The following is a 12,258-nucleotide window of genomic DNA, read 5'->3' on the forward strand; positions in this document are numbered from 1 at the left end:
AGGGGATGCGGAAACGTTGTGGATTATACCTGTCGCGCGCCGCCATGCAAGCGGCGACGCGCTAAACCCGCGCTAAGTGTCGAAAAAACCAGCGCAACCCTCAGTCCAGCTCTGAAACCGCCAGCCGAATCACCCCCGCGGCCTGCTTCTCTGGCAGCTTCAGCACCTTCGCCCACATCTCCTGCACCATATCGCAGGAAAGCTTCTCTTTGCCCACCGCCTTCTCTGGCATCTGCAGCAACTGGATATCCTCGCCGTATTTGTCGGCCAGCGCTTTCATTATCGGGCGGACATCGGTCGCGGCGGCTTCACGTTCTGCCGGGGTAACGGTGTGGCGATCTTTGCCGTAGGCCGAGCGCATCATGTCGGCATCGGCCTGCATACGGCGCTGCATCATCGGTTTATCCAGCACGCGCATTGGGTTAACGCCCCCCTTCACCGCCGGGTAGAGGAAGCGAAAACAGGCGTCGTCACTCACCTTCTGGATAGCAGCGGTCTGCTCCATGTTGGCCTTCATATACTCCACCACGCTGGCGTCCGGGGCGTATTGCAGGCGCGACATCTGCAGGTTCAGGATCTGCGGCTGGATCACGTCGATGATGTGCTGCTCAGACTCACCCGCTTTCTGCATAGTGAGGATCTGGTCGCGGATGCGTTTCTGTAACGCGGGTTCCTGCTCTTTCAGCACCTGCCAGGCGGGCATCGCATTGAGGGTAGTATCAAGCTGTTGCTCAGGGTCTTGCTGCAAACGTTGCTTGTCAAAATAGACCCAGAACGCCACGGCGGCGGCCACAATAGCCACCACGGCAATACGCATCCACGTTCTTCTCATCTCGATATCGCATCCTGTTGATGTGTCGGTTTACACCGGCACGCCGCTATGGAAGCGAAACTCGTTATCCGGTGTCGAGATAAGTGTGGCTTCAATTTCACCAAAAAGCTTTATTCGGGGGGAGATATCGTTGTCACTCACCCGTTGGGCAAGCGTCAGATAGTCCTGGTAATGCCGTGCTTCCGAGCGCAGCAGCGAGAGATAGAACTTCTGCAACTCGTCGTCCAGGAACGGGGCCAGCGCGGCGAAGCGTTCGCAGGAGCGGGCTTCAATGTACGCACCGCAGATAAGCTTGTCGATCAGCGTCAGCGGTTCGTGGGTACGCACTTCTTTCAGCATCCCTTTGGCGTAGCGGCTGGCGGTGATTTTCACATACGGAATGTTGCGCGCCAGCATCGCCTCGCGCACCTGCCAGAAGTGGTGCAGCTCTTCTTTTATCAGCAACACCATGCTGTCGATCAGTGCCTGGCCCCACGGGTCGTCGGTTTTGGGCATCACGCTTTTGCCAATCTGCTTATGCAGGGCCACAAAATCCGGCTCCGGGCCTTCGCGGAAGGTAAAGGCTTCGTAAGGTTTGAGCCAGTCGAGCAGCGCGTCGGCACCGCTTTCATCGGCGACGTATTTGCGCACCAGCAGCAGCGCGGTCTGTGCAGCCTTCAGTTCGCACACCATATGGTCGGTGAGCAGCAGCGGCAGGTTAGCCGGGTCGCGGGCTTTATCAATCCATGCTTGCGGGGTTGGGCACTGGAGGAAGTTGAGTACGGGGGCGAGAATCTGCGGGTAATCCATTTTTTAACCTTGAAAAAGCGGTGGCAAATGCCACCGCCTGAAACGCTTAGTGACGCACGCCATCGTCGTCTTCATCGACGTAATCTTCGTCGTCTTCGTCGCCGTCTTCACCGTTCGGATCTTCGAAGTAGGTTCCCCAGCCGTCGTACTCCACGTCAAACTTCTCGGCCAGGTTCATCAGCTGTTCAACCTGTGCGTCGATAAGCTCCGCTTTCAGCGCGCCTTCGCTCAGGATGTCGCAGCAGATGACGGTGTCGCCCTCTTCCACTTCCAGCTCTTCCGGCTCAGTCACTTCATAACCCAGTTTGAAGGCTTCAACCGCCAGTTTTTCCAGCGCATCGAAATCGTCGGCAGAGAAATGGTGCTCGATGGTGTACAGCGCGTCCGGATCGCTACCGTCTTCCAGCAGTTCTTCAATAATCAGACGCGTCTCTTCGCGTTGCTCTTCCAGGTGTTCCGGGTTTGCCATGGCTCATTCCTCTTTAAAGTGCGGCAGATACTTCTATTTTCACACACGGACGTGTTTGCCTCCACCTTTGTAAGAAAGATTTGTTAAACAGGGTTGCAAATGAATATTCATACATATAAAGTGAATTTTAATTCAATTAGTGGCGTTTGCCATGTGAGGATAAAATGTCTGATCTGTATAAGAAACACTTTCTGAAATTGCTCGATTTTACGCCTGCACAGTTCACCTCTCTGCTGACCCTTGCCGCACAACTCAAAGCGGATAAAAAAAATGGCAAGGAAGTACAAAAGCTTACTGGTAAAAACATCGCGCTCATCTTCGAAAAAGACTCAACCCGTACACGATGCTCTTTCGAAGTTGCCGCATTTGACCAGGGCGCACGCGTCACGTATTTAGGGCCGAGCGGCAGCCAGATTGGGCATAAAGAGTCAATTAAAGACACCGCTCGCGTGCTGGGCCGTATGTACGACGGCATTCAGTATCGCGGCCACGGTCAGGAAGTGGTCGAAACGCTGGCGCAGTATGCGGGCGTACCGGTCTGGAACGGGCTGACCAACGAGTTCCACCCGACGCAGCTGTTGGCAGATCTGCTGACCATGCAGGAGCACCTGCCGGGCAAAGCATTTAACGAGATGACGCTGGTCTACGCAGGCGATGCGCGCAATAACATGGGCAACTCAATGCTCGAAGCGGCGGCATTAACCGGGCTGGACCTGCGTCTGGTGGCACCAAAGGCCTGCTGGCCGGAAGAGAGCCTGGTGGCCGAGTGCAGCGCACTGGCAGAGAAGAATGGCGGTAAGATCACCCTGACGGAAGATGTGGCGGCTGGCGTGAAAGGGGCGGACTTCATCTATACCGACGTGTGGGTATCGATGGGCGAGGCGAAAGAGAAGTGGGTGGAACGTATCGCTTTGCTGCGCGGCTATCAGGTGAACAGCCAGATGATGGCGCTGACCGGCAACCCGGGCGTGAAGTTCCTGCACTGTCTGCCGGCCTTCCATGACGACCAGACCACGCTCGGCAAGCAGATGGCGAAAGAGTTCGATCTGCACGGCGGAATGGAAGTGACGGACGAGGTGTTTGAGTCGGCGGCAAGCATTGTGTTTGACCAGGCGGAAAACCGGATGCACACCATTAAGGCGGTGATGGTCGCGACGCTTGGGGAGTGATCCTCTGCGGTCTGGTGCCCTCACCCCAGCCCTCTCCCACGGGGAGAGGGAGTAAACATTAAAAAACGACAACAAAGTTGTCATTTTTGCTTTTGCCTTGCACGGGGAGAGGGAGTAAACATTAAAAAACGACAACAGAGTTGTCGTTTTTGCTTTTGCCTTGCACGGGGAGTGGGAACAAGCCCGTTTCAGGCAACCCGCATTTTGACGACGACTTTTCTGACCTGCGCAGGCGCACCCACCGCGCACAGCGGCTTGTGTACTTCACCCGGCCAGAACACCACAAAATCCCCTTCGCTTAGCACCACGGTTTTCTCCTGCCCACCTTCCGGCAGAAACGCGATGTCTTTGTCCGCCAGCCAGTCGGTGTCCGGCGTGCCGTGCGGCAGGGTGCTGAAGGTCATCCCTTCCTGGCCTTTCATCATGATCTGGATATCCAGATAGTGCGCATGGTACTCGGCGCGACGCTCAGCAAACGGCTGGGTCATGTCTTCGGAAACCAGGTAAAACAGGTTGTTGCCGTTGATATCGTGCTTGCCCAGCGCCGTCGCGTCGGTGACGTGCGCTTTAACGTGCTCAATGGCCTGACGCAGTTCTTCTGGCAGCCAGGACTGCAGGTGGTGAATGTTGCCAACGATCATGATTAAACCCTCAATATAAAACGTCGTTTCAATTCAGCTTTTATACGAGAATTCAAACTACCATACCACTCATTTTTCGATGAGGTTTGCGCGAGCGCATGTTTATCGGGAAATGTGTTAACCCGCTGTTAATCACACTCAGGCAATTATGCAGTGGTTATGCATAACATCAGTTTTCACCCTTCAGCCTGAAAAGCTAACCTCCTGATCAACAACCCTTAATAACAAAACCCGCTGCTGCTTCACACTTTGTCACTTTGATAATTTGCTATAAAAACCCATAATTATTTATTAATTTTTATTAAGTCAAAAATAGTTAATTATCATTATTGCATAGTCATTCCATGCCATTTATTTATTCATTTAGAATCAATGAGATAACAAAACATTTCAAAAGATTAAATTCTACAAAATAATAACAATCACAAATAATGCCAACGGAACATGCTTAGCTATTCACCCGCCAATAATATCAAATTAGCTATTATCTGATGCGAATCATGCAATTGAAAACAAACCCTTTAATATCCATTTTCGCGTGAGCAGCATCACAATACGGATTATTTAACTGCCTAGTATTGGCTCTGAAATCAATTGAGCTAAGCCGCCATGCAAATAAACGAAGCGCATGGCCAAGCCCTTTTTATTCTGAAAAACAGTTAAAGGAATAATTATGGAAAAGCATTACGTCGGTTCTGAAATTGGTCAATTGCGTAGCGTTATGCTGCATCGCCCAAATTTAAGTCTGAAACGTTTAACACCATCGAACTGTCAGGAACTGTTATTTGATGATGTGCTCTCGGTTGAACGGGCGGGTGAAGAGCATGATATTTTCGCAAACACGCTGCGTGAGCAGGGTGTGGAAGTCCTGCTGTTAACCGATCTACTTACCCAAACGCTTGATATTGCTGCAGCAAAAGCCTGGCTGCTGGAAACGCAAATCTCTGACTATCGCCTGGGGCCAACCTTCGCGGGTGACGTGCGGGGCTGGCTGGCAGATATGCCACACCGCGAACTGGCGCGTCGGTTAAGCGGCGGGTTAACCTACGGTGAAATTCCGGCAGCCATTAAAAATATGGTGGTGGATACCCACACGGCAAATGATTTTATTATGAAGCCGTTGCCTAACCATTTATTTACCCGCGATACCTCCTGCTGGATTTATAACGGTGTATCCATTAACCCAATGGCTAAACCGGCACGTCAGCGTGAAACCAATAACCTGCGCGCAATATACCGCTGGCATCCGGCATTTGCCGATGGCGATTTTATTAAATATTTCGGTGATGAAAACATTAATTACGACCACGCGACATTAGAAGGGGGTGACGTATTAGTGATTGGCCGTGGGGCAGTATTAATCGGCATGTCCGAGCGCACCACCCCGCAGGGCGTGGAGTTCCTCGCCAACAGTTTGTTCAAACATCGCCAGGCCGAACGCGTGATCGCCGTTGAACTGCCAAAACACCGCTCCTGCATGCACCTCGACACCGTCATGACCCACATCGACGTGGATACCTTCTCCGTTTACCCGGAAGTGGTGCGTAAAGACGCCCAGTGCTGGACGCTCACTCCGGACGGACGCGGCGGCCTGCTGCGCACGCAGGAAACCGACCTGCTACACGCCATCGAAAAAGCCCTCGGCATTAACCAGGTACGCCTGATCACCACCGGTGGCGATGCCTTTGAAGCTGAGCGTGAGCAGTGGAACGACGCCAACAACGTGCTGACCATCCGCCCGGGCGTGGTGATTGGTTACGAGCGCAACGTCTGGACGAACGAGAAGTACGACAAAGCAGGCATTACCGTGCTGCCGATCCCGGGTGACGAGCTGGGTCGCGGTCGCGGCGGCGCGCGCTGCATGAGCTGCCCACTGGAACGCGACGGAATTTAAAGGAGTCATCATGGAAAGAAAACCCACTCTGGTTGTGGCCCTCGGCGGCAACGCCCTGCTCAAACGCGGCGAACCGCTGGAAGCGGAGATCCAGCGCCAGAATATCGAGCTGGCGGCTCGCACCATCGCCGGGCTGACGGAACAGTGGCGCGTGGTGCTGGTTCACGGCAACGGGCCGCAGGTCGGGCTGCTGGCGCTGCAAAACAGTGCTTACGACAAAGTGACGCCTTACCCGCTCGACATCCTCGGAGCCGAAAGCCAGGGAATGATCGGCTACATGCTCCAGCAGGCGCTGAAAAATATCCTTCCCCAGCGTGAGGTCAGCGTACTGCTCACCCAGGTGGAAGTGGATGCCAGCGACCCGGCCTTTACCAACCCAACCAAGTACATCGGCCCGGTTTACAACGAAGCGCAGGCGAAAACGCTACAGGCGGAAAAAGGCTGGGTATTCAAGGCCGACGGTAGCTACTTCCGCCGCGTGGTGCCCTCCCCTCAGCCGAAACGCATCGTCGAGAGCGACGCCATCTCGGCGCTGATCCAGCGCGATCACCTGGTGATTTGCAACGGCGGTGGCGGCGTGCCGGTGGTGGAAAACGCCAGGGGCTATCACGGCATCGAGGCGGTGATCGACAAAGACCTCTCTGCCGCACTGCTGGCGCGTCAGATCGAGGCCGATGCCCTGCTGATCCTGACCGATGCCGATGCGGTGTATCTCGACTGGGGTAAACCGACGCAGCGCCCGCTGGCACAGGTGACACCGGAACTGCTCAAAGGCATGCAATTCGACGCCGGTTCGATGGGGCCGAAAGTGGCCGCCTGCCGCGAGTTTGTTGAAGCCTGTCACGGCATTGCCGGGATCGGCGCGCTGGCCGATGGAGCAGAGATCCTGGCGGGCGAGAAAGGCACGTTGATTCGTAACTGAGTCGAAATTTCCCCTCACCCTAACCCTCTCCCAAAGGGAGAGGGGACGATTACACCCTCTCCCCGTGGGAGAGGGGGCGATCACACCCTCTCCCCGTGGGAGAGGGACGGGGTGAGGGCATCAGACAGCTAAATTTTAAAAGGATTTCCCACATGACCATCAACCTGAAAAACCGCAATTTCCTCAAACTGCTGGACTACACCCCGGCGGAGATCCAGTACCTGATCGACCTCGCCATTGAGCTGAAGGCCGCCAAAAAAGCCGGACGCGAAAAGCAAACCCTGGTCGGGAAAAACATCGCCCTGATTTTTGAAAAAACCTCCACCCGCACCCGCTGCGCCTTTGAGGTCGGCGCATTTGACCAGGGTGCGCAGGTGACCTACCTCGGCCCAAGCGGCTCGCAGATTGGTCATAAAGAGTCGATGAAAGACACCGCCCGCGTGCTGGGACGGATGTATGACGGCATTGAGTATCGCGGCTACGGCCAGGCGATTGTTGAAGAGCTGGGTGAGTATGCAGGCGTACCGGTGTGGAACGGCCTGACCGATGAGTTCCACCCAACCCAAATCCTCGCCGACCTGATGACCATGCTGGAGCACGCTCCGGGCAAAACCCTGCCGGAGCTGAGCTTTGCCTACCTGGGTGACGCACGTAACAACATGGGCAACTCCCTGATGGTTGGCGCGGCCAAGATGGGCATGGACATCCGCCTCGTGGCACCGAAGTCCTTCTGGCCTGAAGCGGGTCTGGTTGAACAGTGTCGCGCCATCGCCAAAGAAACCGGGGCGCGCATCACCCTCACCGACGACGTGGAAGAAGGCGTACACGGTACCGATTTCCTCTACACCGACGTGTGGGTCTCAATGGGCGAGCCGAAGGAGGCCTGGGCCGAACGCGTCAGCCTGATGACCCCGTACCAGATCAACACGAAGGTCATGAAGGCCACCGGTAACCCGAACGTCAAGTTCATGCACTGCCTGCCTGCGTTCCATAACGAGCACACCAAAGTGGGCCGTGAAATTGAAATGGCCTACGGCCTGAAAGGGCTGGAAGTGACAGAAGAGGTCTTTGAATCACCGAACTCTATCGTCTTTGACGAAGCCGAAAACCGCATGCACACCATTAAAGCGGTCATGGTGGCGACACTCGGCGACTAATCACCCCCCGGCACGCCACGGGGTGTGCCGGGTTTCAGGAGAACATCATGGGCAAGTTCAAGTTTCCTTCCGCTTACACCATTCTCTTTTTTCTGATTGCCGTCGTTGCGGCGCTGAGCTGGGTTGTGCCTGCCGGTCAGTACCAGATGGCCCTGAATGAAACCCTCGGCAAAGAAGTACCGATTGCCGGAACCTACGCACACGTTGCGGCACATCCGCAGGGGGTAATCTCCGTGCTGATGGCACCGATTGCCGGGCTGTACGATCCCGTCTCCGGCCAGGCCGGGGCGATCGACGTGGCGCTGTTTATCCTGATCATCGGGGGCTTCCTCGGGATCGTCACCAAAACTGGCGCGATTGACGCCGGGATCGAGCGCGTCACCACCCGCCTTCGCGGACGTGAAGAGTGGATGATCCCGATCCTGATGGCGCTGTTTGCCGCTGGCGGCACCATCTACGGCATGGCCGAAGAGTCGCTACCGTTTTACACCCTGCTCGTACCGGTGATGCTGGCCGCCCGGTTCGACCCGGTTGTGGCAGCCTCCACCGTGCTGCTCGGGGCGGGGATCGGCACTCTCGGCTCCACCATCAACCCGTTCGCCACGGTGATCGCCGCCAACGCCGCCGGGATCCCGTTCACCAACGGCATCATCCTGCGCGTGGCGCTGTTAGTGATTGGCTGGCTCATTTGCGTGGCATGGGTGATGCGTTACGCCCGTAAAGTGCGCCTCAATCCGTCGCTCTCTATTGTTGCGGATAAGCAGGAAGAGAACCTCGCCCATTTCCTCGGCAACAAAGGCGAGCAGTCGCTGGAATTTACCCCGGTGCGCAAAATCATCCTGGTGATCTTCGCCCTCGCCTTCGCGGTGATGATCTACGGCGTGGCGGTGCTGGGGTGGTGGATGGCGGAGATCTCAGCGGTGTTCCTCGCCAGCGCCATTATCGTCGGCCTGATTGCCCGCATGAGCGAAGAGGAGCTGACCTCAACGTTTATCAACGGCGCGCGAGATTTGCTGGGCGTCGCGCTGATTATCGGCATTGCGCGCGGTATCGTAGTGATCATGGATAAGGGCATGATTACCCACACCATTTTGCACAGCGCCGAAGGGCTGGTCAGCGGGTTATCCACGGTGGCGTTTATCAACGTGATGTACTGGCTGGAAGTGGTGTTGTCGTTTCTTGTGCCTTCTTCGTCCGGCCTGGCCGTTCTGACGATGCCGATCATGGCACCCCTTGCCGATTTCGCTAACGTCAACCGCGACCTGGTGGTTACGGCTTATCAGTCGGCATCAGGCATCGTTAACCTGGTCACTCCTACCTCTGCCGTCGTCATGGGCGGGCTGGCTATCGCCCGCGTGCCTTACGTGCGCTACCTGAAATGGGTTGCGCCGCTGCTGGGGATTTTGACAGTGGTGATCATGGCGGCGTTAAGCCTGGGGGCGTTGTTGTGATTTTTTGACGTTGTAGGCCCGGTAAGCGTAGTGCCTGCCGGGCGTTTTGTTTCAGCCACATACATGGGAAATAGTTATGACGGAATATGGTGATTACTCTCCAAAAGAACAGCTACAGCTGACGGTCTGCCAGCGTCTGATCACAGAAAAGAGTTATCTCTCCCAGGAAGAAATTCGCCGCGACTTGCAGGAGAGGGGCTTTGACAGCATTAGCCAGTCTACCGTTTCGCGTCTGCTCAGGTTGCTCGGTGTCATAAAAATTCGAAATGCTAAAGGGCTAAAGATTTATTCGCTGAATCCTCAGTTGCACCCTACCCCTGACGCCGCGCGTTCGGTTTCCGAAATGGTGGTTAGCGTGGAGCATAATAGCGAGTTTATCCTTATCCATACCGTCGCCGGGTATGGTCGCGCAGTGGCGCGAATTCTGGATTATCACCAGTTACCGGAAATTTTAGGAGTGGTGGCCGGAAGCAGTATTGTCTGGGTCGCCCCTCGGATAGTGAAGCGCACTGCGCTGGTACACAAACAAATTAATTATTTACTCAGAACGAATTAATATTCACAAAGAACCGTTTGCACTGAGTAAAATGTGCATTAAATCGCTTGATCCGAAAACCGGGCTGCGTATAATGCCCGACAATTTGCCGGGAGGAAGCATGGTCAAGCGTGTACGACATAACGTCTTACCGCGTCTGAAATCAGACGCTGGCCTGCCGTTTTTCTTCCCGTTGCACAATCTATTCCCAGAGCCCCTCATTTGAGGGGCTTTTTTTTGCCCGGCGTCAGGAGATAAACATGAATCCGCTTTATCAAAAACACATCATTTCCATAAACGACCTCAGCCGCGAAGAGCTGGAACTGGTTCTGGAAACCGCGGCAAAACTGAAAGCGAATCCGCAACCGGAGCTGCTGAAGCACAAGGTGATTGCGAGCTGCTTCTTTGAAGCGTCTACCCGCACCCGCCTCTCCTTTGAAACGTCCATGCACCGCCTGGGCGCAAGCGTGGTGGGTTTCTCAGACAGCAGCAACACGTCGCTGGGTAAAAAAGGCGAAACCCTGGCGGATACCATTTCAGTTATCAGTACCTACGTTGACGCTATTGTGATGCGCCACCCACAGGAAGGTGCGGCACGTCTGGCGACCGAGTTTTCCGGCGGCATTCCGGTGCTGAACGCCGGAGACGGGGCGAACCAGCACCCGACGCAAACCCTGCTGGATCTGTTCACCATTCAGGAAACCCAGGGACGTCTGGAAAATCTGAATATCGCGATGGTCGGTGACCTGAAGTATGGCCGTACCGTCCACTCGCTCACCCAGGCGCTGGCGAAATTTAACGGCAACCGCTTCTTCTTCATCGCCCCGGATGCGCTGGCGATGCCGCAGTACATTCTCGACATGCTGGACGAGAAAGGTATCCCGTGGAGCCTGCATGCCAGCATCGAAGACGTGATGGGCAACGTGGATATCCTCTACATGACCCGCGTGCAGAAAGAGCGTCTGGATCCGTCCGAGTACGCCAACGTGAAGGCGCAGTTTGTGCTGCGCGCCAGCGACCTCGAAGGCGCACGCGACAACATGAAAGTGCTGCACCCGCTGCCACGCATCGATGAGATCACCACAGACGTGGATAAAACGCCGCACGCCTGGTACTTCCAGCAGGCCGGAAACGGCATCTTTGCCCGCCAGGCGTTACTGGCACTGGTTCTGAATCGCGAATTGGCTCTGTAAGGGGAAACGACAATGACACACGATAACAAACTCCAGGTTGAAGCCATCAAACGTGGCACCGTGATCGACCATATCCCTGCGCAGGTCGGCTTTAAGCTGCTGACGCTGTTCAAACTGACCGAAACCGACCAGCGCATCACCATCGGCCTGAACCTGCCGTCGGGCGAAATGGGCCGCAAAGACCTGATCAAGATTGAGAATACCTTCCTGACCGACGAGCAGGTTAACCAGCTGTCGCTGTATGCGCCTGACGCCACCGTGAACCGCATCGACGAGTATGAAGTGGTCGGCAAGTCCCGTCCGAGCCTGCCGGAGCGCATCGAAAGCGTGCTGGTCTGCCCAAACAGCAACTGCATCAGTCATGCTGAGCCGGTTGCCTCCAGCTTTGCAGTGAAAAAACGCGCTGATGACATCGCACTCAAATGCAAATACTGCGAAAAAGAGTTTTCTCATTATGTGGTGCTGGCCAACTAATTGAGGTTGGTAATGAAATCCCGGCTGTTATAATGGCCGGGAACATTTAATCAGCTGTTATTCTGGAGAAATCATGACCAAAGTACTCGCGACGGAAAATGCACCAGCGGCTATCGGCCCATACGTTCAGGGCGTTGATCTGGGTAGCATGATTATTACCTCTGGCCAAATCCCGGTGAACCCGAAAACGGGCGCAGTGCCGGAAGACGTAGCCGCTCAGGCGCGTCAGTCGCTGGAAAACGTGCAGGCTATCGTTGAATCTGCGGGTCTGAAAGTGGGCGATATCGTGAAAACCACCGTATTCGTTAAAGATCTGAACGATTTCGCGACCGTTAACGCCACTTACGAAGCGTTCTTCACCGAGCACAACGCCACCTTCCCGGCGCGCTCTTGCGTGGAAGTGGCACGTCTGCCAAAAGACGTGAAGATTGAAATCGAAGCGATTGCGGTTCGTCGCTAAGGCGTTTTCGGCATGGCACTTTGCTATTTCAGTGGCATCGTTCCGTTCACTCAGACATTCCTGCTACCTGCATAATCCGCTGCGGTGAACGTGTTAAGGGGGCTATCGCGCCCCCTTAACAATCCCGTCTCCCGGCAAAGAAAATCGCCGCTTCGCGGTACCCTCAGCTTATTCCTTCCGGCTTCGGGTCGGGCATGAAGTGGTTTAATAGTTTTAGACACGTTCAGAGGTTATAAATTAAATAACTGATGAGGTGCAAAAAATGAATTCAC

General features: G+C 55.1%; 15 protein-coding genes and 1 pseudogene. 11 read left to right on the forward strand and 5 right to left on the reverse strand.

The genetic code is table 11. The annotated features are described in order from the left end of the window. Positions 1–100 precede the first annotated feature (100 nt). The 3 genes from ACJ9N4_RS18215 to rraB are packed head-to-tail and all read right to left on the reverse strand — an operon-like array spanning position 101 to position 2,090. The gene (locus tag ACJ9N4_RS18215; RefSeq protein ID WP_182919323.1) at positions 101–832 is read right to left on the reverse strand and encodes a topoisomerase II; all 732 of its coding nucleotides are present in this window, start codon (positions 830–832) and stop codon (positions 101–103) included. Positions 833–862: 30 nt separating this feature from the next. Continuing rightward, on the reverse strand, positions 863–1,621 hold the full coding sequence (miaE, locus tag ACJ9N4_RS18220) for a tRNA isopentenyl-2-thiomethyl-A-37 hydroxylase MiaE (RefSeq protein WP_411500697.1): 759 nt from the start codon (positions 1,619–1,621) through the stop codon (positions 863–865). Positions 1,622–1,667: 46 nt separating this feature from the next. Beyond that, positions 1,668–2,090, reverse strand: coding sequence for a ribonuclease E inhibitor RraB (rraB, locus tag ACJ9N4_RS18225; protein ID WP_182273565.1), 423 nt, complete (start codon positions 2,088–2,090; stop codon positions 1,668–1,670). A 99-nt stretch (positions 2,091–2,189) separates the two neighbouring features. Here rraB and argL point away from each other — a divergent pair, with 99 nt between their 5' ends. Continuing rightward, positions 2,190–2,285, forward strand: a complete 96-nt coding sequence (gene argL, locus ACJ9N4_RS18230) for a putative translational regulatory protein ArgL (protein WP_230857839.1) — start codon at positions 2,190–2,192, stop codon at positions 2,283–2,285. Beyond that, positions 2,255–3,259, forward strand: coding sequence for an ornithine carbamoyltransferase (gene argF / locus ACJ9N4_RS18235; protein WP_182919321.1), 1,005 nt, complete (start codon positions 2,255–2,257; stop codon positions 3,257–3,259). The genes argL and argF (ACJ9N4_RS18235) overlap by 31 nt, the downstream gene beginning before the upstream one ends. 188 nt (positions 3,260–3,447) lie before the next feature. Here argF (ACJ9N4_RS18235) and ACJ9N4_RS18240 read toward each other — a convergent pair whose 3' ends face one another. Next, on the reverse strand, positions 3,448–3,900 hold the full coding sequence (locus tag ACJ9N4_RS18240; RefSeq protein WP_182919320.1) for a YhcH/YjgK/YiaL family protein: 453 nt from the start codon (positions 3,898–3,900) through the stop codon (positions 3,448–3,450). A gap of 673 nt (positions 3,901–4,573) precedes the next feature. Between ACJ9N4_RS18240 and arcA the strand changes: the two genes are divergently transcribed. The 5 genes from arcA to ACJ9N4_RS18265 all read left to right on the forward strand — a co-directional run bounded on the left by arcA (position 4,574) and on the right by ACJ9N4_RS18265 (position 9,880). After that, positions 4,574–5,794 (forward strand): arginine deiminase, encoded by a 1,221-nt coding sequence (gene arcA, locus ACJ9N4_RS18245; protein ID WP_182273562.1) that lies wholly within the window; start codon positions 4,574–4,576, stop codon positions 5,792–5,794. 10 nt (positions 5,795–5,804) lie between these two features. Then, the gene (gene arcC / locus ACJ9N4_RS18250) at positions 5,805–6,716 is read left to right on the forward strand and encodes a carbamate kinase (protein WP_182273561.1); all 912 of its coding nucleotides are present in this window, start codon (positions 5,805–5,807) and stop codon (positions 6,714–6,716) included. Between the two features lie 152 nt (positions 6,717–6,868). Beyond that, positions 6,869–7,873 carry an ornithine carbamoyltransferase gene (argF, locus tag ACJ9N4_RS18255; RefSeq protein WP_182919319.1) on the forward strand — a complete coding sequence of 335 codons (1,005 nt, stop codon included), beginning with the start codon at positions 6,869–6,871 and terminating at the stop codon, positions 7,871–7,873. 47 nt (positions 7,874–7,920) lie between these two features. Next, the gene (locus tag ACJ9N4_RS18260) at positions 7,921–9,324 is read left to right on the forward strand and encodes a YfcC family protein (RefSeq protein WP_182273559.1); all 1,404 of its coding nucleotides are present in this window, start codon (positions 7,921–7,923) and stop codon (positions 9,322–9,324) included. Between the two features lie 76 nt (positions 9,325–9,400). Further along, positions 9,401–9,880: an arginine repressor gene (locus ACJ9N4_RS18265; RefSeq protein WP_182273558.1), complete on the forward strand. Its 480-nt coding sequence runs from the start codon at positions 9,401–9,403 to the stop codon at positions 9,878–9,880. A gap of 3 nt (positions 9,881–9,883) precedes the next feature. On the opposite strand, the pseudogene ACJ9N4_RS18270 reads toward ACJ9N4_RS18265, so the two are convergent. Further along, a pseudogene (locus ACJ9N4_RS18270) lies at positions 9,884–10,001 on the reverse strand (hypothetical protein). Here ACJ9N4_RS18270 and ACJ9N4_RS18275 point away from each other — a divergent pair. From ACJ9N4_RS18275 to ridA, 4 genes are all read left to right on the forward strand, one after another. Beyond that, positions 9,981–10,085 carry a pyrBI operon leader peptide gene (locus ACJ9N4_RS18275; protein ID WP_168769597.1) on the forward strand — a complete coding sequence of 35 codons (105 nt, stop codon included), beginning with the start codon at positions 9,981–9,983 and terminating at the stop codon, positions 10,083–10,085. The pseudogene ACJ9N4_RS18270 and the gene ACJ9N4_RS18275 sit on opposite strands and share 21 nt — an antisense overlap. Before the next feature lie 34 nt (positions 10,086–10,119). After that, positions 10,120–11,052 (forward strand): aspartate carbamoyltransferase, encoded by a 933-nt coding sequence (pyrB, locus tag ACJ9N4_RS18280; protein WP_182273557.1) that lies wholly within the window; start codon positions 10,120–10,122, stop codon positions 11,050–11,052. Between the two features lie 12 nt (positions 11,053–11,064). Next, entirely contained in the window at positions 11,065–11,526 is a 462-nt protein-coding gene (gene pyrI / locus ACJ9N4_RS18285) for an aspartate carbamoyltransferase regulatory subunit (RefSeq protein WP_182273556.1), read from the forward strand. 73 nt (positions 11,527–11,599) lie between these two features. Beyond that, a complete protein-coding gene (gene ridA, locus ACJ9N4_RS18290; protein WP_014068687.1) occupies positions 11,600–11,986 on the forward strand; it encodes a 2-iminobutanoate/2-iminopropanoate deaminase in 387 nt (128 codons plus the stop codon). Positions 11,987–12,258: the final 272 nt, after the last annotated feature.

This window comes from Enterobacter sp. LM3, from assembly GCF_046622475.1.
GTDB classification, from domain to species: Bacteria; Pseudomonadota; Gammaproteobacteria; order Enterobacterales; family Enterobacteriaceae; genus Enterobacter; species Enterobacter cloacae_P.